Origin of the sequence: Pseudomonas sp. TWR2-1-1 (assembly GCF_049897045.1) — a bacterium.
Lineage (GTDB): Bacteria > Pseudomonadota > Gammaproteobacteria > Pseudomonadales > Pseudomonadaceae > Aquipseudomonas > Aquipseudomonas versuta.
This window is the reverse complement of the sequence record NZ_JAFCVM010000002.1, coordinates 34,955-58,595: the sequence shown is the minus strand read 5'-3', so window position 1 is coordinate 58,595 and position 23,641 is coordinate 34,955. Positions and strand designations below refer to the sequence as shown.

18 protein-coding genes are annotated in these 23,641 nt (G+C 58.6%); 7 read left to right on the top strand and 11 right to left on the bottom strand.

Going from position 1 to position 23,641, the window contains the following annotated elements:
- Positions 1-28 precede the first annotated feature (28 nt).
- Positions 29-688 carry a LexA family protein gene (locus tag ACP7BO_RS05185; protein WP_060694173.1) on the top strand — a complete coding sequence of 220 codons (660 nt, stop codon included), beginning with the start codon at positions 29-31 and terminating at the stop codon, positions 686-688.
- Between the two features lie 78 nt (positions 689-766).
- On the opposite strand, the gene ACP7BO_RS05180 is transcribed toward ACP7BO_RS05185, so the two are convergent.
- The 4 genes from ACP7BO_RS05180 to ACP7BO_RS05165 all read right to left on the bottom strand — a co-directional run bounded on the left by ACP7BO_RS05180 (position 767) and on the right by ACP7BO_RS05165 (position 6,364).
- On the bottom strand, positions 767-2,707 hold the full coding sequence (locus tag ACP7BO_RS05180) for an acetyl/propionyl/methylcrotonyl-CoA carboxylase subunit alpha (RefSeq protein WP_426208986.1): 1,941 nt from the start codon (positions 2,705-2,707) through the stop codon (positions 767-769).
- A complete protein-coding gene (locus ACP7BO_RS05175) occupies positions 2,704-3,522 on the bottom strand; it encodes a gamma-carboxygeranoyl-CoA hydratase (protein ID WP_060694168.1) in 819 nt (272 codons plus the stop codon). The genes ACP7BO_RS05180 and ACP7BO_RS05175 overlap by 4 nt, the downstream gene beginning before the upstream one ends.
- A gap of 61 nt (positions 3,523-3,583) precedes the next feature.
- Positions 3,584-5,191: a carboxyl transferase domain-containing protein gene (locus tag ACP7BO_RS05170; RefSeq protein WP_426208984.1), complete on the bottom strand. Its 1,608-nt coding sequence runs from the start codon at positions 5,189-5,191 to the stop codon at positions 3,584-3,586.
- Positions 5,192-5,200: 9 nt separating this feature from the next.
- The gene (locus ACP7BO_RS05165) at positions 5,201-6,364 is read right to left on the bottom strand and encodes an isovaleryl-CoA dehydrogenase (RefSeq protein ID WP_397454429.1); all 1,164 of its coding nucleotides are present in this window, start codon (positions 6,362-6,364) and stop codon (positions 5,201-5,203) included.
- Between the two features lie 203 nt (positions 6,365-6,567).
- Between ACP7BO_RS05165 and ACP7BO_RS05160 the strand changes: the two genes are divergently transcribed.
- A complete protein-coding gene (locus ACP7BO_RS05160) occupies positions 6,568-8,250 on the top strand; it encodes an AMP-binding protein (RefSeq protein ID WP_397454428.1) in 1,683 nt (560 codons plus the stop codon).
- Between the two features lie 671 nt (positions 8,251-8,921).
- Here ACP7BO_RS05160 and ACP7BO_RS05155 read toward each other — a convergent pair.
- The 3 genes from ACP7BO_RS05155 to ACP7BO_RS05145 all read right to left on the bottom strand — a co-directional run bounded on the left by ACP7BO_RS05155 (position 8,922) and on the right by ACP7BO_RS05145 (position 11,308).
- A complete protein-coding gene (locus ACP7BO_RS05155; protein ID WP_397454427.1) occupies positions 8,922-9,818 on the bottom strand; it encodes a hydroxymethylglutaryl-CoA lyase in 897 nt (298 codons plus the stop codon).
- A 99-nt stretch (positions 9,819-9,917) separates the two neighbouring features.
- Positions 9,918-10,316, bottom strand: coding sequence for a MerR family transcriptional regulator (locus ACP7BO_RS05150; RefSeq protein ID WP_426208981.1), 399 nt, complete (start codon positions 10,314-10,316; stop codon positions 9,918-9,920).
- Positions 10,317-10,342: 26 nt separating this feature from the next.
- A complete protein-coding gene (locus ACP7BO_RS05145) occupies positions 10,343-11,308 on the bottom strand; it encodes a LysR family transcriptional regulator (RefSeq protein WP_397454426.1) in 966 nt (321 codons plus the stop codon).
- A gap of 152 nt (positions 11,309-11,460) precedes the next feature.
- Between ACP7BO_RS05145 and ACP7BO_RS05140 the strand changes: the two genes are divergently transcribed.
- Entirely contained in the window at positions 11,461-12,669 is a 1,209-nt protein-coding gene (locus ACP7BO_RS05140; protein WP_426208979.1) for an acyl-CoA dehydrogenase, read from the top strand.
- A gap of 30 nt (positions 12,670-12,699) precedes the next feature.
- Here ACP7BO_RS05140 and ACP7BO_RS05135 read toward each other — a convergent pair whose 3' ends face one another.
- Both ACP7BO_RS05135 and xthA read right to left on the bottom strand, forming a co-directional pair.
- On the bottom strand, positions 12,700-14,007 hold the full coding sequence (locus ACP7BO_RS05135) for a substrate-binding domain-containing protein (protein ID WP_426208977.1): 1,308 nt from the start codon (positions 14,005-14,007) through the stop codon (positions 12,700-12,702).
- Between the two features lie 213 nt (positions 14,008-14,220).
- Positions 14,221-15,033, bottom strand: a complete 813-nt coding sequence (xthA, locus tag ACP7BO_RS05130; protein ID WP_397454423.1) for an exodeoxyribonuclease III — start codon at positions 15,031-15,033, stop codon at positions 14,221-14,223.
- A 161-nt stretch (positions 15,034-15,194) separates the two neighbouring features.
- Here xthA and ACP7BO_RS05125 point away from each other — a divergent pair, with 161 nt between their 5' ends.
- The 3 genes from ACP7BO_RS05125 (at position 15,195) to ACP7BO_RS05115 (ending at position 21,307) form a co-directional block, all read left to right on the top strand.
- On the top strand, positions 15,195-15,845 hold the full coding sequence (locus ACP7BO_RS05125; protein ID WP_060694149.1) for a GNAT family N-acetyltransferase: 651 nt from the start codon (positions 15,195-15,197) through the stop codon (positions 15,843-15,845).
- Positions 15,846-15,908: 63 nt separating this feature from the next.
- Entirely contained in the window at positions 15,909-17,636 is a 1,728-nt protein-coding gene (locus ACP7BO_RS05120) for an autotransporter assembly complex family protein (protein WP_397454422.1), read from the top strand.
- Positions 17,633-21,307, top strand: a complete 3,675-nt coding sequence (locus tag ACP7BO_RS05115; protein WP_426208974.1) for a translocation/assembly module TamB domain-containing protein — start codon at positions 17,633-17,635, stop codon at positions 21,305-21,307. Before ACP7BO_RS05120 ends, ACP7BO_RS05115 begins: the two co-directional genes overlap by 4 nt.
- A 152-nt stretch (positions 21,308-21,459) precedes the next feature.
- Here the strand turns inward: ACP7BO_RS05115 and ACP7BO_RS05110 are convergent, their stop codons facing one another.
- The gene (locus tag ACP7BO_RS05110) at positions 21,460-22,455 is read right to left on the bottom strand and encodes an aldo/keto reductase (RefSeq protein ID WP_426208972.1); all 996 of its coding nucleotides are present in this window, start codon (positions 22,453-22,455) and stop codon (positions 21,460-21,462) included.
- Positions 22,456-22,563: 108 nt separating this feature from the next.
- Between ACP7BO_RS05110 and ACP7BO_RS05105 the strand changes: the two genes are divergently transcribed.
- The gene (locus tag ACP7BO_RS05105) at positions 22,564-23,469 is read left to right on the top strand and encodes a LysR family transcriptional regulator (RefSeq protein WP_426208970.1); all 906 of its coding nucleotides are present in this window, start codon (positions 22,564-22,566) and stop codon (positions 23,467-23,469) included.
- A 33-nt stretch (positions 23,470-23,502) separates the two neighbouring features.
- On the opposite strand, the gene ACP7BO_RS05100 is transcribed toward ACP7BO_RS05105, so the two are convergent.
- Complete coding sequence (locus ACP7BO_RS05100; protein WP_290439339.1) at positions 23,503-23,637, bottom strand: hypothetical protein; 135 nt, start codon at positions 23,635-23,637, stop codon at positions 23,503-23,505.
- Positions 23,638-23,641: the final 4 nt, after the last annotated feature.

Sequence of the window (23,641 nt, the reverse complement as noted above, 5' to 3'; positions counted from 1 at the left end):
CTCGAATTCAATCCGTATTGTTCGGCTGATGGATAAATGGATCGCTTTAGTCAGAACCAAATTGCGCGAGCTCAAGCTCACCCAAGAAAAACTAGCCGAACGCGTCGGGGCATCTCAGGGCGGTGTGGGTCATTGGCTCAATAAACGCCGTCAACCCGACCTGCCAACGATGAACAAGGTGCTGCACGCCCTCGGGCTGGAGCACCTTGAAGTTGCCCTGGTGATTCGCGATCGCAGTGCTGCAAACGAGGACACGTCGGCGGACGACTATGCCTTCGATATCACGTCTGCGTTTCGATACCCGGTCGGTAACTGGGTGACGGCAGGGCAGGTCAACGAGCAGGCGCAAGAGACGGGCTATGAACGCGGCGAGGCGTTCGAGGTCAGTGACCATTACGCCAAAGGTGCAGCGTTCTGGTTGCAAGTGAGGGGCGATGCAATGACCGCTCCGATAGGTATCAGCGTTGCACAAGGGATGATGATTCTGGTCGACCCCGACATTGAACCCGAACCCGGAAAAATGGTGGTGGCCCGAACCCCGGGCTCGGAAGAAGCCACGTTTCGCCAGTTGATGGAGGAGAGCGGTCAGCTCTACCTCAAGCCTTTGAACCCGACATATCCCAAGACAGTGTTTGATGAGCACTGCCGGATTATCGGAGTGGTAGTGCAGGCTACTACCAAGCTCTAGGGGCAGTGGCCGGGTTGTTGCGGGCCGGAATAAAAAAGCGGACCTTTTACAGAGGTCCGCTTTTTTTGGGCGCTGCGTTTACGTCAGTTCAACCAGCACCGTGCCTTCGCTGACCATTTCACCTTCCTGGCAAAACAGCGCTTTCACCACGCCATCGTGAGGTGCGCGCAGGCTGTGCTCCATTTTCATCGCCTCCAGTACTACCAACTGGGTGCCGGCTTCGACCTTTTGCCCGGCCTCAACCAGTATTCGCACAATGCTGCCGTTCATGGGGGCGTTCAAGCCACCCTGCGGGGCATGGCTGGCGCCTGCCGCGGCAATCGGGTCATAGGCCTTGATGCTGTGCAGCTCGCCCTCCCAGCGCAGATACAGCGTATCGTCGCGACGAATTGCCAGATGCTGGCGACGCACGCCGTTGTGTTCAATCTGCAACTGTTCCTCATGAAGGACCGCTGACGGCGCGTGGAGGTTGACGGTGTGTTGCTCGCCGTTGCAACTCAAGGCCAGCAGGGTGTGGGCAGGCAGGCCGCAGCGAAAACCGTTGCCGGTGGACCAGGGCGAAGCCGGGTCATCTGCGCGTACCGCCTGTGTCTGACTTTGTTGAAAAGCCTGGCCCGCTGCGGACCAAAATGCTGTGGGTAAAGGCTGGGCTGCAGGCAGTAATTGCTCCTGGTAGCGCGGGATGAACCCCGTATCCAGTTCGGCCGCAGCAAAGGCCGGGTGGCCGATGATACGGCGCAAAAAAGCCAGGTTGGTTTTCAAACCACCAATGGCGAACTCATCAAGCATCGCCAGCAGCCGCAAGCGCGCCTGTTCACGGTCTTCCCCCCAGGCAATCAACTTGCCCAGCATGGGATCGTAGAACGGCGAAACCTCGTCACCTTCGCTGACCCCGCTATCGACGCGGCGGCCGGGCCCGGCGGCAGACTCGCGATACACCTCAAGACGTCCTGTTTGTGGCAGAAAATCATTGCCCGGGTCTTCGGCATACAGGCGCACTTCAATGGCATGGCCGCGCAACGGCACTTCTGCCTGGCTGATGGGTAGCGCCTCACCACGTGCCACGCGAATTTGCCAGGCCACCAGATCCAGCCCGGTAATGGCTTCTGTCACCGGATGCTCCACTTGCAGGCGGGTGTTCATCTCCATAAAGAAGAACTCGCCCCGGGCATCCAGCAAAAATTCCACGGTGCCCGCACCGACATAACCAATGGCCTGTGCGGCCCGCACGGCGGATTCGCCCATGGCCTGGCGCTGTTCAATACTGAGGCCAGGGGCCGGGGCTTCTTCAACGACCTTTTGGTGGCGACGCTGAATCGAACAGTCGCGCTCATTGAGGTACAGGCAGTTGCCGTGCCGGTCGGCGAAAATCTGGATCTCGACGTGGCGTGGCTTGAGCACATACTTTTCTACCAGCATGCGCGCATCGCCAAATGAGGACAGCGCTTCGCGCTGGGCCGAGGCCAGGGCTTCACCCAGCTCGCTGACGTCCTCGACAACTTTCATGCCTTTGCCGCCGCCACCGGCCGTGGCCTTGAGCAATACCGGGTAGCCGATAGCCTCGGCTGCAACGCGGAAAGTCTCCAGATCCTGCGCTTCACCGTGATAGCCCGGTACCAGTGGCACCCCGGCAATTTCCATCAGCGCCTTGGCCGCCGATTTGCTGCCCATGGCATCAATCGCCGAGGCGGGTGGGCCGAGAAAAACCAGACCGGCGTCCTCAATTGCCCGTGCGAAACCTGCGTTTTCGGACAGGAAGCCGTAGCCCGGATGAATTGCCTGCGCACCACTGGCTTTGGCAGCAGCAATAATTTTGTCGATTTTCAGGTAGCTGTCAGCCGCCTTGTTGCCCCCCAGATCGACGCAGATATCTGCCTCGCGGCAATGCCGTGCGTCGCGGTCGGTGGCGCTGTGGACAGCCACGGTGGTCAAGCCCAAAGACTTGGCCGTGCGCATCACCCGGCAGGCTATTTCGCCCCGGTTGGCCACCAGCACCGACGTAATCAGAGGCGCGCTCATGGGCGTGATTCCTGAGTAGAGGTGTCGGCCTGCCAGCTTGGCGCACGCTTTTGCAGAAACGCGCGCAAGCCTTCCTGCCCTTCGGGGCTGACCCGGATCCGGGCAATGGCATTCTCGCAGTAGCGGCGAATGGCCGGGGTGGGTGCGCCATGGCTGACTTCACGCAGCAAGTCCTTGCACGAACGCATGGCCTGCGGGCTATTGAGCAGCAAGTTGTCGATCCACAGCTCGATTTGCTGTTCCAGTTCGGCCACGGGGTAGCTTTCACTGAGCAGCCCCAATTCACGGGCGCGCTCACCGCTGAAGCGCTCCGCAGTCAGGGCATAACGGCGTGCGGCACGCTCGCCGATGGCTTGCACCACGAATGGACTGATCACGGCTGGCGCCAGGCCAATCCGGACTTCGGACAGGCAGAACTGAGCATCATTGGCCCCAATGGCCATATCACAGGCACTGATCAGCCCCAGCGCACCGCCATAGGCCGCACCTTGCACCACCGCCATGGTCGGGATTTTCAGCTTGGCCAAGTTGTACATCAGCTCTGCCAGGTGCCGGGCGTCATCAAGGTTGGTGTGATAGTCGAGCTCGGCTGACTGTTGCATCCACGCCAGGTCGGCGCCGGCGCTGAAATGTTTGCCACGTCCACGCAGCACCAGAAAACGCAGATTTGGATCGCCTTGCACGGCGTCCAGCGCCAGGATCAGTTCGCGGATCATCTCGGCATTGAAGGCGTTATTCTTTTGCTCGCGACTCAACCACAGGGTGGCAAACCCCCGGGGGTCGTTGTGCAGTTCCAGGGTGTTGAAATCGATCATGTCCGTCAGTCCTTAAATGGATGTAGGCGCTGGCTCGCCAGCGATGCAGGCACCGGGCGGGTTACATGCGCAACACACCAAAGCGCGTGGCTTCGATGGGTGCGTTCAACGCGGCCGACAGACCCAGGGCCAATACGTCACGGGTTTGCGCCGGATCGATTACACCGTCATCCCACAACCGGGCGCTGGAGTAGTAGGGGTGGCCTTGATGTTCGTACTGGTCAAGGATCGGCTGTTTGATACCGGCTTCTTCCTCGCTGGAAAAAACCAGGCCATTGCGTTCGGCCTGCTCGCGCTTGACTTGCACCAGAACGCCTGCGGCCTGTTCGGCGCCCATCACGCCGATCCGTGCGTTAGGCCACATCCACAGAAAGCGCGGGTCATAAGCGCGGCCGCACATACCGTAGTTACCGGCGCCAAAGCTGCCGCCGATGATCACTGTGAATTTGGGGACCCTGGCGCAGGCTACTGCGGTCACCAGCTTGGCCCCGTGTTTGGCGATGCCGCCGGCTTCGTATTTTTGCCCGACCATAAAGCCGGTTATGTTTTGCAGAAAGATCAACGGAATGCCGCGCTGGCATGCCAGTTCAATGAAGTGCGCGCCTTTTTGTGCCGATTCGGCAAACAGAATGCCGTTGTTGGCCAGGATCGCGACCGGGTAACCATGCAAATGCGCAAAGCCGCACACCAGCGTGGTGCCGAACAGGGCCTTGAACTCATCGAATACCGAACCGTCCACCAGCCGCGCGATCACTTCGCGTACATCAAAAGGCTGCTTGGGGTCGGCAGGCACGATGCCATACAGTTCTTCAGTGCTGTACAGCGGTGCCAGCGGTGCACGTTGCTGCAACTGGCCAAGCTTGCGCCAATTGAGATTGGCTACGCTGCGCCGTGCCAGAGCCAAGGCGTGCTCATCACTTTCGGCGTAATGGTCGGCCACGCCCGAAATTTTGCAGTGCACATCGGCGCCTCCCAGGTCTTCAGCACTGACCACTTCGCCGGTCGCGGCTTTTACCAGTGGCGGGCCGGCGAGGAAAATCGTCGCTTGCTGGCGCACCATGATGGCTTCGTCAGCCATGGCCGGTACATACGCACCACCCGCCGTGCAGGAGCCCATCACCACGGCGATTTGCGGGATGCCTGCGGCGCTCATGTTGGCCTGATTGAAGAAGATCCGGCCGAAGTGCTCACGGTCGGGGAACACCTCATCCTGGCGCGGCAGATTGGCCCCGCCCGAGTCCACCAGGTAGATACATGGCAGGCGGTTCTGCTCGGCAATGGTCTGCGCGCGCAAGTGTTTTTTAACCGTTAACGGGTAATACGACCCACCTTTGACCGTGGCATCGTTGGCCACAATCATGCATTCCACACCTTCGACCCGGCCAATGCCGGCGATTATTCCGGCCGCGGGAACGTCTTCGCCGTAAACACCATAAGCAGCCAGCTGACTGAGCTCGAGAAACGCAGAGCCGCTGTCCAGCAAGCGATCGATACGCTCGCGGGGCAGTAACTTGCCACGTGAGGTGTGGCGTTCCTGGGCCTTGGCGCCGCCACCCTGTTGTACCTGGTTGAGCAGGGTGTGCAGGGCATCAACCTGGGGGAGCATGGCGTCGCGATTGGTCAGGAACTCGGCCGAACGCGGGTTGACTGTCGTATGCAGGATGGACATGCGCGCTCCTTAGCGAGTTTCGTTAAACAGTTCGCGGCCAATCAGCATGCGGCGGATTTCGCTGGTGCCTGCGCCGATTTCATACAGCTTGGCATCACGCAACAGACGTCCGGCAGGGAATTCATTGATATAGCCGTTACCGCCCAGAATCTGGATCGCATCGAGGGCCATCTGGGTGGCGCGTTCAGCGCTGTACAAAATCACTCCGGCTGCGTCCTTGCGTGTGGTTTCTCCACGTTCGCAAGCGGCTGCAACAGCGTACAAATAAGCGCGGCTGGCATTGAGTTGGGTGTACATGTCCGCGACCTTGCCCTGGATCAGCTGAAACTCGCCGATGCTCTGGCCGAACTGTTTGCGGTCGTGGATATAAGGCACCACCAGGTCCATGCACGCTTGCATGATCCCGGTGGGGCCGCCCGAAAGCACCACCCGTTCGTAGTCCAGGCCGCTCATCAGGACTTTAACGCCGGCGTTTAGAGGGCCCAGCAGGTTTTCTTCAGGGACTTCAACGTCATCGAAAAACAGTTCGCCGGTGTTCGAGCCGCGCATGCCAAGCTTGTCGAAGTGCTTGCCACGGCTGAAGCCTTTCCAGTCGCGCTCGACGATAAATGCGCTGATGCCATGGGCATTTTTCTCGATGTCGGTTTTGGCGTAGATCACGTAGGTATTGGCATCCGGGCCATTGGTGATCCAGGTTTTACTGCCATTGAGCACAAAGTGGTCGCCGCGCTTGTCGGCCCGCAGCTTCATGGAAACCACATCGGAGCCCGCGTTCGGCTCACTCATGGCCAATGCGCCGACGTGTTCGCCACTGATCAGTTTGGGCAGGTATTTAAGCTTCTGTGCGTGGGTGCCGTTGCGGTTGATCTGGTTGACGCACAGGTTTGAGTGAGCGCCGTAGGAGAGGGCGACGGAGGCCGAGCCCCGGCTGATTTCTTCCATCGCAACCACGTGGGCCAGATAGCTGAGCCCGGTGCCGCCGTATTCTTCTGCAACAGTGATACCCAGCAGACCCATGTCCCCGAACTTTCGCCACATATCCGCCGGGAACAGGTTGTCTTTGTCGATTTGCGCCGCCCGTGGGGTCAGTTCGGCGGCAACGAAGGCCTGCACCTGATCGCGCAGCATGTCGATGGTTTCGCCAAGGGCGAAGTTCAAAGTCGGGTAGCTCATGGGGCACCTTGATCGTTGTTCTTGTAGGAGGCGTGTGCAGCGTCGCCATTGATAACCTTTACGTTAACGTAAGCTTGGAGGCTTGGGCTGTCAATGACCTTTACGTTAACGTCAACTTGAGGCAGAGTCATTGCTGCTCGTCAATGAAGTGGCGCAGCATGCGCCGTACCCATGCTCCCAAAACAATCACAAGAGGAGTTTTCATGAAGCCACATTCTGCTCCCAGTTACAGTCAGGGCGCTCAGGACAAAGCGCTGCTGACGATGACCATCGGTCAGGCTTTCGATCACACCGCCGCCCGCTATTGCGATAGCGACGCGCTGGTGGTGTGCCATCAACAGCAGCGTTACACCTGGGGGCAACTGGCTCAGGCGGTTGACCTGTGTGCCAGAGGGCTGCTGGCATTGGGTTTGCAGGCGGGAGACCGGCTGGGAGTATGGGCACCCAACTGTGTCGAATGGTTTTTGTGCCAGTTTGCCAGCGCAAAAATCGGGGTGGTCCTGGTTAACATCAACCCCGCGTACCGGACCTCTGAACTGGAATACGTGCTTAAACAGTCGGCGTGTCAGTGGCTGGTCTGTGCCGGTGCGTTCAAGACGTCCAACTATCACGCCATGCTCCAGGAGCTGATTGCGCCGCTGGCCGATTCGTCGGCGGGGCAGTTGGTGAGTGAGCATTTTCCCGAACTGCGCGGTGTCATCAGCCTCGATGCTCAGCCCCCCGCCGGCTTTTTGCCGTGGTCGCAACTGAGCACGCTGGGCGCCGGGGTTACTGTCGACCAACTGTATAACCGTCAAGCCGGTGTGCACCCCGATCAACCGGTGAACATTCAGTACACCTCGGGTACTACGGGGTTTCCAAAGGGGGCGACCCTCAGCCATCACAACATCCTCAACAATGGCTATATGGTTGGCGAAAGCCTGGGGCTGACGGCCAACGACCGGTTGGTGATTCCGGTACCGCTGTACCACTGTTTTGGCATGGTGATGGGCAATCTGGGATGCGTGACCCATGGCACCACCATGATTTATCCCAGTGAAGCCTTTGATCCCGGTTTGACCTTGCAAGCGGTTGCCCAAGAGCGGGCAACGGCGCTGTACGGTGTGCCCACCATGTTCATCGCCATGCTCGACCACCCGAAGCGTGCTGAATTTGACCTGTCGAGCTTGCGCACGGGGATCATGGCCGGAGCCACCTGCCCGATTGAGGTGATGCGCCGGGTCATCAGCGAGATGCACATGGGGGAGGTACAAATTGCCTACGGCATGACTGAAACCAGCCCGGTATCGATGCAGACCGGCCCTGCAGATGACCTCGAATTACGCGTTACCACCGTAGGACGAACTCAGCCACAACTGGAGAACAAGCTGATCGACACTGACGGCAACGTTGTTGGGCGGGGTGAGATCGGTGAGTTGTGTACCCGGGGATACAGCGTGATGCTGGGGTACTGGAACAACCCGCAAGCGACCCGCGAGTCAATCGACAGCGAAGGCTGGATGCATACCGGGGACCTGGCACAAATGGATGAGCAGGGGTATGTGCGCATCGTCGGGCGCAACAAGGACATGATTATTCGTGGCGGCGAAAACATTTATCCGCGGGAGCTGGAAGAGTTCTTTTTCACCCACCCGGCGGTGGCAGATGTGCAGATTGTGGGTATCCCCGATGCCCGATACGGCGAGGAGATCGTTGCCTGGATCAAGTTTCATCCGGGTCATACGGCCAACGAGCTGGAACTGCAAACCTGGTGCAAGTCGCGTATCGCACACTTCAAGACGCCACGTTACTTCAAGTTTGTGGATGTGTTTCCGATGACGGTGACCGGCAAAATCCAGAAATTCAAAATGCGTGAAATCAGCATTCAGGAACTTGGCACACCGTAAGGCTTGCTCAACGCCCTCTAGGAGCAAGCTTGCCTCGCGACAGGATCAGTACGGGGTCACTGAAGCCGGTGCTCGACCATCCCCATCGCGAGGCAAGCTCGCTCCTGCAGAAAAACGGGGATTACAGACAACACAAAGGGGAGCCGAGGCTCCCCTTTAATATGTCGTTGCGTGCTCTTTTTTTATTATTGAGGGGCGGTCTATTGTTGTTTTTGGAACCGTGGCCCTTTGTTGCTGTTTTGTGCGATCCCCATGCGGGATCAAGAGCAAACGTATTTTTTTGAGCGCTGATCCACTTTCATCACTGGCTATCAAACCTGTGATCCAACCTGTGCGGGTGCTACCTGAAGGTAGTTTTATTATTCTCTGCCCGGTTGCGAGGTGGCTTTTGGCTCCTCGGAAAAGTAAACCTTCTCCAAAAAAATCTGTTAGCTGCGTCTCTGCCGTGTTGTTTTTGTTATGTCAGAGTCGTTTCGTATTGTTTTTATTATGTTGCTGCGGTTTTTATTCTTGTTATGCCATAGAGATAGCAGGAGCCGTGCCAACTTTTAAAAAACCTTATAAATCAAAGACTTGGTTTTTCAGGCAATAAAAAACCGGCCATTGTGCTGGCCGGTTTGTTTCCGTGTTACTCGTTTGGGGGATGACGAGGTAACACTCAGGCACATTTTTTAGCCCTGGCGCGCTTTCGCGACCCGCGACCCGGTAACACGGCCCAGCACTTTGCAGATGTGCTCGCCGGCCAGTAACAGTTTGTCCATGTCGACGCCGGTATCGATGCCCATGCCGTTGAGCATGTACAACACGTCTTCGGTGGCCACGTTACCGCTTGCTCCCTTGGCATACGGGCAGCCGCCCAGCCCTGCGACAGAGCTGTCAAACACCGCAATACCCTCTTGCAGGCTGGCGTAGATATTGACCAGCGCCTGGCCATAGGTGTCATGGAAATGCCCGGCGAGCTTCTCTCGCGGCACATGGGCCGTTACCGCTTCAAACATTGCCCGTGTTGCCGTCGGCGTGCCGGTGCCGATGGTGTCGCCCAGAGAAACCTCGTAACAGCCCATGGCATAGAGCTCTTGTGCCACTGCTGCGACCTGTTGCGGCGCGACCTGGCCTTCATAGGGGCAACCGAGCACGCAGGAAACGTAGCCGCGCACACTGATGCCGTGCTGGCGGGCGGCGTCGATGATGGGGATAAACCGCTCCAGGCTCTCGCTGATCGAACAATTGATGTTGCGTTGCGAGAACGCTTGCGAGGCAGCGGCAAATACGGCGACTTCTTTTACCCCCGCCGCCACGGCGTCTTCAAATCCGCGCAGGTTGGGCGTCAGAGCGCCATAGACCACGCCGGGCTTGCGCTGGATCCGGGCAAAGACTTCGGCAGAACCGGCCATTTGCGGCACCCACTTGGGCGACACAAAACTGCCGACTTCTATGTAGCCAAGCCCGGCGTCGGTCAGGGCGTTAACCAGATGCACCTTGTCCGCCACGCTGATGGGCAGGGATTCATTTTGCAGACCGTCGCGCGGGCCGACTTCAATCAGGCGCACATGGGTAGGAAGCGTCATGGGGATTCACCGTATTTATTGTTTGTGCCCCCTGTGGGAGCTGGCTTGCCAGCGGGCGCCGAAGGATTACCCGGCCCGGGTCCCGCATGATCTTGAGCGTCAGGAGGCTGTCTGGTTCTTTATGGTTTGTTCAAGGGCGTGGACGCAGCGTTCTTCAGCTGTGTCGAGTTCGAGCTGCATCTGTTGAATGTCCAGCAATTGCTGCTCCAGCTGCTCACGGCGCTCGGCGATTTTGGTCAGCATGCTGTTCAATTGTTTTTGATTGCCGCTGGTGGGGTCGTAAAGCTCAATCAGCTCGCGGCATTCGGCCAATGAAAAACCGATGCGCTTGCCGCGCAAAATCAATTTCAGGCTGACCTTGTCCCGTGCTGAATACACGCGTTCCTGGCCGCGTCGTTCGGGAGCGAGCAAGCCCTGTTCTTCATAAAAGCGGATGGCCCGGGTGGTGATGTCGAGCTCGCGGGCAAGATCGGAAATGCTGTACGTCTGGCTGCTCATGGGCGGGCTCTTAAGAAATCATGGGCTTAAGCTACTGGTTGCTTGACGTTTACGTCAAGCAAGCTGGCGGACCCGGCTTTATTTTCCTGGATGACCTGCTGTTGGCACACCTCAATCAGTTGCTCGCGCATCCAGCGATTGGCCGGGTCTTGCTCGGTGCTTTCATGCCAGTACAAATGGGTCTCCACGTTGGGCAGTTCGTTGAGGGGCAACTTCACAAAATGCAGGGCATGGCGTCGGGCAAAACGTTCGGGCACGGTCATGACCATGTCGGTTTGTTGCAACACATTGGAGGCCATCAGGTAATGCTGCGAGCGCAGGGTGATCTTGCGCTGCAGGCCCATTTTGCCCAGCGCCAGGTCAACTTCTCCCAGGCCATTGCGGCGGGTCGAAATATGAATATGGGTCAACGCCAGATACTCATCGAGGCTGATCACGGGCTTGCCAGCCAATGGATGGCCCTGACGCATGGCACAGACGTAACGGTCTTCCATTAACTTGACGTGGCGTACTTGCGGGTCGGTATTGAGCGGCGCATCCACGGCGAAATCCAGGCGTCCGGCAGCCAGGTCGCTGGTGGTCTCACGCCGGTGCGAAAGAAAACTCTCAATCACCACAGCGGGTGCCTGACGCCGCAAGCGTTGAAACAGCGGGGGTAAAATCACTGCCTCGGTCAGGTCGGTCATGCTCATCCGGAAGGTTTTGCTGGCTTGCAGCGGGTTGAAGGTGCGGCTTTCCTGGACCGACACACGTAACAGGGCCAGGGCACTGCGCACCGGGCTGATAATGTTCTGCGCCATTGGCGTAGGCACCATGCCCTGGGCCGTGCGCACGAACAACGGGTCGTTAAAGCTCTCGCGCAGGCGAGCCAGGGCGTTGGATACCGCCGGCTGAGTGATACCGATGATCTGTCCGGCGCGAGTCAGATTGGCCTCGGTGTAGATGGCGTCGAAGACGATAAACAGATTCAGGTCAACCTTGTTCAGATTCATGGCTCAGAGCTCTTGTTTTAGATAGTCGTGCTCGCGAATCATATATTGCTTATGAATGGTAATACACGCGGTAAATAGGCAGGGTAAATGGTAGGCGGCTGTTCTAGCATCGGGCATCACTTCTCGATATTTCCGGTAAAAGGTAGCCACCCATGGATTTCGCTTATTCCCCGAAAGTTCAGGCACTGCGCGAGCGCGTGACTGCGTTTATGGACGCTCATGTGTACCCGGCCGAGGCGATTTTCGACCGGCAAGTGGCTGAAGGTGATCGCTGGCAGCCAACTGCGGTCATGGAAGAGTTGAAACTCAAGGCTAAAGCCGAAGGGCTGTGGAACCTGTTTTTGCCTGAATCGGACCTGGGCGCGGGGCTGACGAATCTGGAGTACGCGCCGCTGGCTGAAATCATGGGCCGTTCGATGCTCGGGCCGGAGCCGTTCAACTGCTCGGCGCCGGATACCGGCAATATGGAAGTACTGGTGCGCTACGCCAGCGAGCAGCAAAAGCAGCAATGGCTTGAGCCGCTGCTGCGTGGCGAGATCCGTTCAGCGTTTGCCATGACCGAGCCCGATGTTGCTTCGTCCGATGCGACCAATATGGACGCCCGGGCTGTTCGCGACGGCGACGAGTGGGTGATCAACGGCCGCAAATGGTGGACCTCGGGTGCCTGTGACCCGCGTTGCAAAATCCTGATCTTCATGGGTTTGAGCAATCCCGGGAACCCGCGCCATGAGCAGCATTCGATGATCCTGGTGCCCGTCGACACGCCGGGGGTGAAAATCGTACGGCCATTGCCGGTATTCGGATACGACGATGCGCCCCACGGGCATGCCGAAGTGTTGTTCGATAACGTGCGGGTGCCTTACGAAAACGTGTTGCTGGGCGAAGGGCGCGGTTTTGAGATTGCCCAGGGCCGTCTTGGCCCGGGGCGCATTCACCATTGCATGCGCTCAATCGGCATGGCCGAGCGGGCACTGGAATTGATGTGCAAACGCTCACTGTCGCGCACGGCCTTTGGTAAACCGCTGGCGCGGCTGGGTGGCAATATCGACAAAATTGCCGACTCGCGAATGGAGATCGATATGGCCCGGCTGCTGACACTGAAGGCCGCGTACATGATGGACACGGCGGGCAATAAAATCGCAAAAAGCGAAATTGCTCAGATCAAGGTCATAGCCCCCAACGTGGCACTGAGGGTGATTGATCGGGCCATTCAGATCCATGGCGGCGCAGGGGTTTCGGGAGACTTCCCGTTGGCCTACATGTATGCGATGCAACGTACCCTGCGCCTGGCTGACGGCCCGGATGAAGTGCATCGGGCCGCTGTGGGCAAGTTTGAACTGGATAAGTACGCCACTCTGTAGGCATCGGGCCTAACTGCTGTGGGAGCGGGTTCAATACACCCAGACTTCAACCCGGCGATTCTTGATACGGCCTTCATCTTCGGTGTTGGCCGCCACTGGCATCTGCGCGCCGTAACCCCGGATCTCGCGCAGCACTACAGCGCTTTTGACCAGCTCGCGGCGTACTGCCATGGCTCGCAGTTTCGACAGCAGTTGCGCGCGTTCGGGGTCGTCCTTGGCATCGCCAAAACCCACCAGTGTCACTTGTCTGTCGAGCTTGCCGTTGGCCTTTAAATAGTCGGCCACCCGCAGCAAGTCCTGACGCGCCTTGTTGTCCAGCGAGGCGCTGCCTTCCTCAAAGCGGAAATTGACTGACAAACGCTGCGCCTGTGTGGTCAACGTCTGGTAGTCCCGGGGCATATGCGCGCCGGGGGTCACGCTAGTGGCCTGGACGCTTTGCGCGACAAAACCGTTTTGCGCCACGATGGCCTGACCCTGTGCACTTTGGGTGAAGCTAATCAGCGCCCGGGCCCAGGGATTACTGGTGGCCGGGGGCAGGTAGAAGTACAGGCGCCGAGACAGCGGGTAATCTTCGCTGGCAATCAAACTGTTGAGCGGCAGCATCGGTTGAGATGGGCCGTCGACGATAGCCACGGGTTTGGCTGCGCGGATGTAAGGCAAGCCGATAAAGCCGATGCCCTGAGGGTCATTGCTGACTGCATCCGACAACTGCTCACTGGACTCGAAACGCTGTGCGGTATGGCTTAGAGGGTTCCCGGTACGGCTGAGTACCAACTCTTTAAAAATCTCCCAGGTGCCGGACTGCTCATCACGGGCATATAAATGAATCGGGCCGGTAATACCGCCCAGAGCCTCCCATGTGGAGATCTGGCCGCTGAATATCTGTGCCAGTTGCTCGGTATTCAATTGATTAAGCGGGTTGCCCGGGTGAAGGATAATTGCCAGTCCGTCGATGGCGATGATTTGCTCGGCATCCGGGCTCTTCAGGTCGCCCAGGGCTTCGAGTTCAACCAGTTCACGGTCCTTGATCGGCCGTGAGGACGCTATCAGATCCGCCTTCCCGGCCTTGAGTGCGGCAAACCCGGTGCCGGAACCGTGGGCTGCCACATCCACCCGCACTTGCTGGCCCGACGCGTCGGTGCCGACAATGCTGTGCTCGTTGGGAGGGGATGCCGGGACGCTGTGAATGTCGTGCAAACCTTGCTGTGCCAGCATGGCCTTCACCAGCGCCGGCCCAAGATTGGCGCCAATGGTGTTTGAACCCTGAATCCGCAAGTCCGCGGCAATGGCCAGGCTGGTGATCGCCCAGAGCAGGGTTAACGACATAAAGCGCAGCATCAGCGGGCACCTTCCTGGAGCCATAGAAGTGCCAGCAATTTAAATCAGATGTGTTTCAGCCCGATGACACAGGTCCAGGGCCCGGGCTTTGTGGTGGCTGTCACCTTCGTCCCATAACCCTGCAGGAGCAAGCTTCTCAAGAATGGCGCGTTCACTCGCTAATCAATACGGGCTCGATAAAAAGCTCGCGAGCACGCTTGCTCCTGCACCGGGTCAGCTCAATTCCAGCCAGATCGGTGCATGGTCCGAAGGCTTTTCCATGGCGCGCAGGTCGTAGTCGACACCGGCAGCCTTGATGCGTGGCACCAGCCCCCGGGAAGCCAGAATGACGTCGATGCGCAGGCCGCGCTTGGGCTCGTCTTCGAAACCACGGCTGCGATAGTCAAACCAGCTGAAGCGATCAGTCACATCCGGGTGCAGGTAGCGGAAGCTGTCCACCAACCCCCATCCTTTAAGACGTTCCATCCACTCGCGCTCTTCAGGCAAAAAGCTGCACTTGCCGGTTTTTAGCCAGCGCTTGGCGTTGTCCGGGCCGATGCCGATGTCACAGTCTTGCGGGGAAATATTGATATCGCCCATCACGATCAATGGCTGCTCGTTGCTGAACTGGCTCTCGAGCAATTGTTGCAGGTCGCTGTAAAAGCGCTGCTTGGCCGGGAACTTGGTGGGGTGATCGCGGCTTTCGCCCTGTGGGAAGTAACCATTCATGATGGTCACCGGCTGGCCGTTTTCGTCAGCGTACGTGCCCCAGATAAACCGCCGCTGGGCATCCTCTTCATCGCTGGCGAAGCCTTTGTGCAATTCAAGCGGCGCCTGGCGCGAGAGCAGGGCGACCCCGTAATGACCTTTCTGCCCATGAAAGTGCACGTGATAGCCCAGCGCTTCGATATCGGCGAGGGGGAACTGATCGTCATGGACTTTGGTTTCTTGCAGGCCGATCACGTCGGGCTGATGTTTTTCGATCAGCGCTGCCAGCTGATGCGGCCGAGCGCGCAGGCCATTAATGTTGAAAGAAACAATTTTCATGGGCGGGCAGTCCTGGGTAAAACTGCGATGTTAGCGGCCAGCGTGCAGTGGGGCAAATGCGCTGCTAACGTAGGATGCACGTGGTCACGATTGAACTGTTGTGGCCCCCGGAGGCTCGTACTCACTAGAAGTGCCGCCATCCGCCAGGGAGATTAACTGTCATGACGCAAACGTCGAACGCTGCCAGCCAGATTCAAATGCTCGACAGCGGCTATTCAAGGGAAGCACGTTCTTTGCTTTACCAGGCTTATCGCCATGAACCGACGTTCCGTTACTTGTTTGAGGCGCAGCATCGAGGCTACGAACAACGGGTCCGGGCCACGGTCCGGGAGTTGGTCAAACAGCATTTTTTGCAGGACTTGCCCGCGCTGGGCCTGCTGGTCAATGACCGTCTTGTGGGCATAGCCCTGATCGCACCGCCTCAGCGGCGCCTGGGCATTACCGAAAGCTGGGCGTGGCAATTGCGCATGCTGCTCAGCACCGGCCTGCGGTGCACGCGGCGCTATCTTGACTATCATCAGGCGGTCCAGGCCTGCGTGCCGGGCGATGCGGTACACATGCTGCCACTGTTGGGCATCCATCCAGAATTTCAAGGCTTGCACTATGGCGAACAGTTGCTTGAGGCCGTGCACAACTGGTGCGCTGAGGACAAACATTCCGAAGGCGTGGTGCTCGATACAGGCAACCCGCATTATCAGGACTTTTACAAACGCCAGGGTTATGTGGAAATCGGCGAAGTGGCGATCGGTCCGGTGCTCGAACATGTGTTCTTTCACGCCAACCCGCAGGTGTTACATACAGAGACAGCTTAAAAGCGGATTTGCGGGCATAGGTGCGCTCTATGCGCACTCCTGCCCGTGATAGCATCCGCGCCTATGAAGTTTCCAGGAAGATTTACCAGTGGTCTTGTCCTGCTGATCAGCAGCTTCGCGGCATTTGCCCAGAGCGAGTTGGTGGTCAAGGTCAAGCCGGCAAACAATGCCCTCAAGGCCAATGTGGAAGGCTATATCGGCAGCCTCGGCGATCGCGACGAGGCTGCCTTGCTGCGCTTCAAGCGTGGTGCCCAGGAGCAAGCGCTGAAAGCCTCCCAGGCCCTGGGATATTACCAACCCATCATTGAAACCGAGGTCAGCCCCGGTGATCCGCCGCGCCTGGTGTTAAGCATTGATCCCGGTGAGCCGGTGCATCTGCGTAACGTCAATGTGCGCGTCGAAGGCCCGGCGGCCTCGCTCAAGGCTTTTCAAATCCCCGCCAGTGATGATCTCAAACCCGGCGCGGTGCTCAACCAGGGCAACTACGAACAAGCCAAACGGATGATTCTGAACCGTGCCCTGCGCTACGGTTTTTTCAACGGTAAATTCATCAAGCACGAACTGCTGGTCGATCCTAAAGGCGGATTTGCCGATATCAATCTGGTCTACGAAAGCGGGCCGCGATACGTGCTCGGCAAAGTCAGTTTTGCCGGTGACGCCCCCTTCGATCAAATCCTGCTGCAACGCATGGTGCCCTTTAAACCCGACACCCCTTACGACTCGGAATTGATTGCCGAACTCAATCAAAACCTGCAAAGCAGCGGCTATTTTGAAGTCGTGCGCGTTGATGCTGCGCCGAGTACCGCGGTAGGGCAGGTGATTCCGGTCGACGTGGATCTGCAAACGCGCAAACCGCGCACCATGACTCTGGGTCTTGGTTATTCGACCGACACCGGCCCTCGAGGCAAAGCCAGCTGGACGCGCCATTGGGATAACCCGCGCGGTGACAGCTATGGCTTTGAATCTGAAATATCCCAGCCCAAGCAAAACGTCGGTGCCTGGTACGACATTCCCCTGGACCCGCCCCTGACCGACAAATTACGTCTGGCCGCAGGCTATCAGTACGAAGAAATTGCCAACACCGATACCCTGAGCAAATTGCTGACGGTGGGGCCGGAGTGGCACAGCAAGCTGGATAACGGCTGGACGCGGATTGTTTCGCTCAAGTGGCAGCGCGAAGAATATCGCCTGGGGGATGACGATGGCCTGAGTACATTGCTGATGCCGGGGGTGAGCTATTCGGTCCTGCGCAGTGATAACCGCATTGATCCGAGCCACGGCTACAGCATCAACACCGATGTCCGGGTGGCCAAGGAAGGTCTGATGTCGGACACCAACCTGTTGCATGGCGATATCAAGTTCAAAGCCCTGACCACCCTGTGGGACAAACACCGATTTCTGGGCCGTATCCAGTTTGGTGGCAGCGCGACTAACGGCTACAAGTCGATTCCGCCGTCCTTGCGTTTCTTCGCCGGTGGCGATCAAAGCGTACGGGGTTATGACTACCAGAGCCTGTCACCGAGAAACTCGGAAGGCGACCGCATCGGCGGGCGCTACATGCTGGCCGGCAGCCTCGAATACCAGTATCAATTTGCTGAAAAATGGCGCTGGGCGACCTTTGTCGACCAAGGCAATGCGTTCAACACCCTGGACTTTCCGAGCCTGAAAACCGGGGTCGGTGTGGGCATTCGCTGGATCTCGCCAGTGGGCCCGATCCGTCTCGACCTGGCCCATGCGCTGGATGACGATGGCGGTGTCCGTTTGCACTTTTCGATGGGGCCTGAGCTGTGATTCGTGGTTTGAAAATAGTCGGCCTTGTGCTGTTGGCGTTGGTGTTGCTGGTGGTTATCGGTGTGGGTGTGATTCTCGGCACCCAGGCAGGCAGCCGCTGGGTATTGGGGCAAGTACCCGGTTTACAGGTGGACAACTTTGCCGGGCGTTTGGGCGGCCAGTGGAGCGCCGATCATTTGTTGTGGGAGCAAGGCACCAGCCGGGTCGAAGTTGACCGGCCGATTTTTGCCTGGTCACCGGGTTGTCTGACCCGCATGACGCTGTGTATCGACCAGTTGCAGGCTGACCGGGTCAGCCTGCAATTTCCTCCGGGCGTAGACAGCAGCAGCGGACCGGTCAGCTTGCCTGATCTCAAATTGCCGCTGGCGATCGAAGTCGGGGTCGTGAAAGTCGGCAATGTACTGTTCAACGGCATCGAGCAGCTCAAGGGCATGCAGATGGCGGCACAATGGACAGCCAAGGGCTTACAGATTGACTCGGTACATGTCGAACGTGACGACCTGAATGTGGAATTGTCCGGCTTGTTGCAGCCCAATGGCGATTGGCCGCTGACCCTGCAAGGCAACATCAACCTGCCTGCGCCGGATGGCAAGCCATTGGCACTGGCGCTCAAGGTCGATGGCAATGTGCGCAACACGCTGAACCTGACCGCGGATACCAGCGGTTATCTCAATGCTCACATCGCGGGCGAACTTCAGCCTTTGGCCGATAACCTGCCGGCGCAGTTGAAAATCACGTCGGAGCAGTTCAAGCCCGGCTTCGACCTGCCGGACACCTTGCAGCTCAATCAACTGGTGCTCACCGCCAAAGGCGATTTGAAGGACGGTTACGAGCTCAATGGCAACGCCACCTTGCCGGCCGAAAATACGCCGGTGAACCTGCTGCTCAAAGGACGAGTGGATGCCAAGGGCGCGCAAATCGCGGCACTGGATTTGACCTCCGGCCCGCAGCAGCACTTGAAGCTTTCGGGGCAGGTGGACTGGCATGAGGGATTGAGTGCCGAGGCCAAAATCGACTGGCTGGAATTTCCCTGGCATAACCTTTATCCGGTTATCGCCAAGCCGGATGTGGATCTGCGTGCCTTCATCGGTGAAGTGTCCTACCGCGACGGTAATTATCTGGGCAACTTCAAGGCCGACCTCGACGGCCCTGCAGGCAAGTTCAGCCTCAGCAGCCCGTTCAGTGGCGATCTGGGCAAAATCTTCCTGCCGGAGTTGAAACTGGTTGCCGGCCAGGGCAAAGCCGAGGGCCATGTGAACGTTCAATTTGCCAACGGTGTTGCCTGGGATACCGCGCTGGACTTGAGCGCCATCGACCCCGCGTATTGGGTCGCCGAATTGCCCGGCACGCTGGCGGGGCCTTTGCGCAGCACCGGCGAGTTCAAGAACGAGCGCCTCAAGCTGGACGCCAATCTGGATCTAAAAGGCCGTCTGCGTGGCTTGCCCGCCATGCTGCAGGCCAAAGCCGTGGGCGAAGGTGAAGCTTGGACCGTCAGTGCGCTGGACATTCGTCTGGGGGATAACCGGATTAACGGTACCGCCAGTTTGCAGCAGCAGATCAAGGCACAACTGGACCTCAACTTGCCGCGTCTGGGTCAGCTATGGCCTGAACTGCGCGGGCAACTTAAAGGTCGCGTCGACGTTGCCGGGACCCTCAAGGCTCCGCAAGGCAAGGTCGTGCTTAATGGCCAGCAATTGGCGTTTGCGGACAACCGCCTGCAAAACCTGACACTGGACGCCACCCTTGATCGCAATCAGCGCGGTCAGATCAACCTCAAGGGCAGCGCAATTGAGGCGGGAGATACTCAGCTCGGCGTACTGACCGTCAACGGTAGCGGCGACATCAAGCGTCAACAGCTGAAGCTGGCCTTGCAGGGGCCCACTCTGCAGCTGGGGCTGGCGCTTGACGGCGGTCTGGATAAAGACAACTGGCGCGGGCGAGTGGTCAGTGGTGACGTCAAGGCCGGCGGCCAGAACTGGGTGCTGCAAAACCCGGTACGCCTGGAGCGTCTGGCCGATGGCCGGGTCAATCTGGGGGCGCAATGCTGGATTTCCGGCCCTGCCAGCCTGTGCAGTGAAGACCAGCGTCTGATGCCGGACCCGCAGCTGCGTTTCCATCTCAAGCAATTCCCCCTCGACAGTCTGGCGCAATGGTTTCCCAAGGACTTCCAGTGGCAGGGCCAGCTCAACGCAGACCTGTTGCTGGACTTGCCTGCCAGCGGTCCAAAAGGCCAGGTGGTGGTGGATGCCAGCGGCGGTACTTTACGTATCAAGGACAAAGGCCAGTGGCTGAACTTCCCGTACCAGACGTTCAAATTGACCAGCAACCTGACGCCCAACCGAGTCGACACACGGTTTGATTTTGATGGCGGCAAGCTGGGGCAATTGATGCTGAGCGCACGGATCAATCCGTTGCCAAAAAACAAGCCGGTTACCGGCGAGTTCCGCCTGAGCGGGCTGGATGTATCGGTGATTCGTCCCTTTGTGCCCATGGTCGAGACACTCACGGGGCAGTTGAATGGTTCGGGCACGATCGCGGGCGGTTTACTGGCGCCGCACATCAACGGCAATGTGGCCCTGACCGGTGGTGAAGTGTCCGGCCCGCAACTGCCGACCAACTTCGAGAACCTGCAACTGACGGCCACCATCAATGGTGAAACCGCGCTGCTCAATGGTGGCTGGACCAGCGGCAAGCAGGGGCAGGGCAGCATCAGCGGTGATGTGGCATGGGGCAAAGCCACGGCAGTCAATATATTGGTCAAGGGCAACCATCTTCCGGTCACGGTCGAGCCATACGCCAAACTCGAGGTTGCGCCTGACCTGAAAATTTCGCTCAACGCCGACAACACCTTGTTGATTGCGGGCACGGTGAACATCCCCAAAGGTGAAATCGTGGTGCGCGAGTTGCCGCCTTCGACGGTCAAGGTTTCGGATGACACCGTGATTGTCGGGCAACAGGTGTCAGATGAAGCGCCGCCCATGGTGGTCGACATGGACATCAATGTGGTGGTCGGGCAAGAGCTGCTGACGTTCTCGGGCTTTGGTCTGAATGCTGATCTGGCGGGTCAGGTCCATATCGGCAACAACATGGACACCCGCGGTGAATTGCGTCTTAACAATGGCCGTTACCGGGCCTATGGCCAGAAGTTGACGATACGCCGGGCGCGCCTGTTGTTTGCCGGCCCCATCGATCAGCCGTATCTGGACATTGAAGCGATTCGCCAGACCGACGACGTCATCGCCGGGATTCGCTTGACGGGCAGCGCCGAGCAGCCCACCACGCAGATTTTCTCGGAGCCGGCCATGAGTCAGGAGCAGGCGTTGTCGTACCTGGTTCTGGGACGTCCGCTGACAGGCACAGGCGAAGATGACAACTTGCTGGCGCAAGCGGCCTTGGGGTTAGGGCTGATGGGCAGTTCAGGGGTTACCACGGATCTGGCCAATCATTTGGGGATCAAGGATTTTGAACTCGACACCGAAGGCAGCGGCAATGACACCGCAGTCGTGGCCAGTGGCAAGATCAACGAACGTTTGAGCGTGCGTTACGGCGTTGGCGTGTTTGAACCTGCCAGCACTATTGCCTTGCGCTACAAGCTCAGCAAGAGGGTCTATGTGGAGGTCGCCAGCGGCGTCGCCAGCTCGCTGGATATCTTCTACAAACGGGATTTCTGAGGCTCTCACTTACTTGTAGGCGCTGGCTTGCCAGCGATTCAGGCACGGCGGTCTTTCAAAAAGAACCGCAGTGACCCTATCGCTGGCAAGCCAGCTCCTACAGCGTTTTCAGGGGACTTCTGGTGCGGGGGTTGCCCTGTGGAATCCAGAACTCAGCGGTTGAGCTGCTTCATCGATTCTTCTGCATAGCGTTGTCCCGCTACGGCGCTGGCCGGGAAGATCGCTTGCAGTGCCTGCAGTTCGCTGGTGCTCAGTTTGATGTCCAGTGCCGCGACATTCTCTTCCAGGTATTTGCGTTGTTTGGTGCCCGGAATCGGGATCAGGTAATCCCCCTGAGCCAGCACCCAGGCCAGGGCCAATTGCCCGGCAGTCACACCTTTGGCTGCGGCCAGGGCTTGCACTTGTTCGACCAGCAGCAGGTTTTTGGCGAAGTTGTCACCCTGAAAACGCGGGCTGAGGCGACGGTAATCATCGGCGGCAAAGTCGTCGGCAGACTTCAGTGCTCCGGTCAAAAAGCCCCGGCCCAGCGGACTGTAGGGCACAAATGCAATACCCAGACGCTGGCATGCCGCCAGGCAGCCGTTGTCCTCGGGGTCGCGGCTCCACAGTGAGTACTCACTTTGCAGGGCACTGATCGGATGCACTTTGTGCGCTCGCTCCAGAGTTGTGGCCGAAGCCTCACTCAAACCCAGGTATCGCACCTTGCCGGCCTTGACCAGGTCGGCCATGGCGCCGACGGTTTCCTCAATCGGTACGCCGGGGTCCATGCGGTGCTGGTAATAAAGATCCAGGGTTTCAACCCCCAGACGTTTCAGGCTGCCCTCAATGGACTGGCGAATGTACTCGGGACGTCCGCTCACGCCGCGGGCCGCGGGGTTGGCAGGATCGCGCACAATTCCGAATTTGCTGGCCAGAAAAACCTGGTCACGTTTGCCGCGAATCGCCTGGCCGATCAGTTCTTCATTGGTGTGCGGGCCGTACATGTCGGCGGTGTCGAGCAGGTTGATGCCCAGTTCCAGTGCGCGGTGCAAGGTGGCCAAGGCTTCGCGGGTGTCACTGCCGGTGGTATAGAAATCCGTCATGCCCATGCAGCCCAGGCCAATAGCGCTGACCTGCGGGCCGTCTTTACCGAGTTGGCGAGTGTGCATGCGAGGTGCTCCTGAGTTATGGAGGGGCCATTGTTGACCGCGACACTGGCAAGATAAACCGGGTAAAAGCATTATGACTATTCGTAAAATCTAAACAGTGGACAGACCATGGACCGATTCAACGCCATGCTGGTTTTTACCCGGATCGTCGAACTGGGTGGCTTTGCCAGGGCCGCAGACAGCCTGCAAATGCCCCGTGCCTCGGTCACGGTGCTGATCAAGCAACTGGAAGCACATTTGGGCGTGCAGTTGTTACATCGCACCACACGCCAGGTCAGTCCGACCCTGGATGGCGCTGCCTATTACCAGCGCTGTGTCAACTTACTGTCCGATCTTGAAGAGGCCGAGGGGTTGTTCAGGGGCAGCCAGCCAAAAGGCAAGTTGCGCGTCGATATGCCTGCGGCGGTGGGGCGTCTGGTGGTGTTCCCTGCATTACCCGAGTTCACCCGGCGCTACCCCCTGATCGAGCTGGAAGTCGGCCTCAGTGACCGGCCGGTGGACCTGATTCGTGAAGGTGTGGATTGCGTGGTCCGTGGCGGTCTGACGATGGATGATTCGCTGGTGGCGCGTCCTCTGGTGATGATGGATCAGGTGACATGCGCCAGCCCCGACTATCTGCAGGCCCACGGAGTACCGCAATCGCTCGAAGACTTGAGCGGGCATCAGGTGGTGGAGTACTTCTCCAGTGTGTCGGGCAAGCGCTACGGGCTGGAGTTTCAGGCAGGGGACGAGGTGCGTCTGATCGATCTGCCCAAGCAGGTTTCGGTCAATAGCGCAGAAGGGTATCTGGCAGCGTGCATGGCGGGGTACGGGCTGGTGCAGACGCCGCATTATCACGTCGCACAACTGGTGCGCGAAGGGCGTTTGCAAGAGGTGCTCGGGGATTGTTTGCCCCCGCGTCTGGCGTTGACGGCGTTGTACCCGCAACACCGGCAACTGTCTTCCCGGGTACGGGTGTTTGTCGACTGGCTGGTGGATTTGTGCGGGCGCCCCGGCAGTGGTTTTCGGCACTGACCCGAGCCTGCCGGGCAGGCTCGGGTTCAAGCATCAGCGGTGGTAGTAGCCTGGGCCGCCATCATAGTAGCGATGATCGTGATGCCTTCCATGGTCTGGGAAAAACACGCAACCGCTCATGGCCAGGATGAGCAACAGCGGAGCCAGCCGGGTGATTCGATGCAACATGGGT

Bases quoted from the DNA above. Each gene is read 5' to 3' on its own strand.
- ACP7BO_RS05140 (WP_426208979.1), top strand. From the start codon at position 11,461: ATGGATTTCGCTTATTCCCCGAAAGTTCAGGCACTGCGCGAGCGCGTG.
- ACP7BO_RS05160 (WP_397454428.1), top strand. From the start codon at position 6,568: ATGAAGCCACATTCTGCTCCCAGTTACAGTCAGGGCGCTCAGGACAAA.
- ACP7BO_RS05165 (WP_397454429.1), bottom strand. From the start codon at position 6,364: ATGAGCTACCCGACTTTGAACTTCGCCCTTGGCGAAACCATCGACATG.
- ACP7BO_RS05125 (WP_060694149.1), top strand. From the start codon at position 15,195: ATGACGCAAACGTCGAACGCTGCCAGCCAGATTCAAATGCTCGACAGC.
- ACP7BO_RS05120 (WP_397454422.1), top strand. From the start codon at position 15,909: ATGAAGTTTCCAGGAAGATTTACCAGTGGTCTTGTCCTGCTGATCAGC.
- xthA (WP_397454423.1), bottom strand. From the start codon at position 15,033: ATGAAAATTGTTTCTTTCAACATTAATGGCCTGCGCGCTCGGCCGCAT.
- ACP7BO_RS05180 (WP_426208986.1), bottom strand. From the start codon at position 2,707: ATGAGCGCGCCTCTGATTACGTCGGTGCTGGTGGCCAACCGGGGCGAA.
- ACP7BO_RS05155 (WP_397454427.1), bottom strand. From the start codon at position 9,818: ATGACGCTTCCTACCCATGTGCGCCTGATTGAAGTCGGCCCGCGCGAC.
- ACP7BO_RS05105 (WP_426208970.1), top strand. From the start codon at position 22,564: ATGGACCGATTCAACGCCATGCTGGTTTTTACCCGGATCGTCGAACTG.
- ACP7BO_RS05135 (WP_426208977.1), bottom strand. From the start codon at position 14,007: ATGCTGCGCTTTATGTCGTTAACCCTGCTCTGGGCGATCACCAGCCTG.
- ACP7BO_RS05175 (WP_060694168.1), bottom strand. From the start codon at position 3,522: ATGATCGATTTCAACACCCTGGAACTGCACAACGACCCCCGGGGGTTT.
- ACP7BO_RS05185 (WP_060694173.1), top strand. From the start codon at position 29: ATGGATAAATGGATCGCTTTAGTCAGAACCAAATTGCGCGAGCTCAAG.
- ACP7BO_RS05110 (WP_426208972.1), bottom strand. From the start codon at position 22,455: ATGCACACTCGCCAACTCGGTAAAGACGGCCCGCAGGTCAGCGCTATT.
- ACP7BO_RS05150 (WP_426208981.1), bottom strand. From the start codon at position 10,316: ATGAGCAGCCAGACGTACAGCATTTCCGATCTTGCCCGCGAGCTCGAC.
- ACP7BO_RS05170 (WP_426208984.1), bottom strand. From the start codon at position 5,191: ATGTCCATCCTGCATACGACAGTCAACCCGCGTTCGGCCGAGTTCCTG.
- ACP7BO_RS05145 (WP_397454426.1), bottom strand. From the start codon at position 11,308: ATGAATCTGAACAAGGTTGACCTGAATCTGTTTATCGTCTTCGACGCC.
- ACP7BO_RS05100 (WP_290439339.1), bottom strand. From the start codon at position 23,637: ATGTTGCATCGAATCACCCGGCTGGCTCCGCTGTTGCTCATCCTGGCC.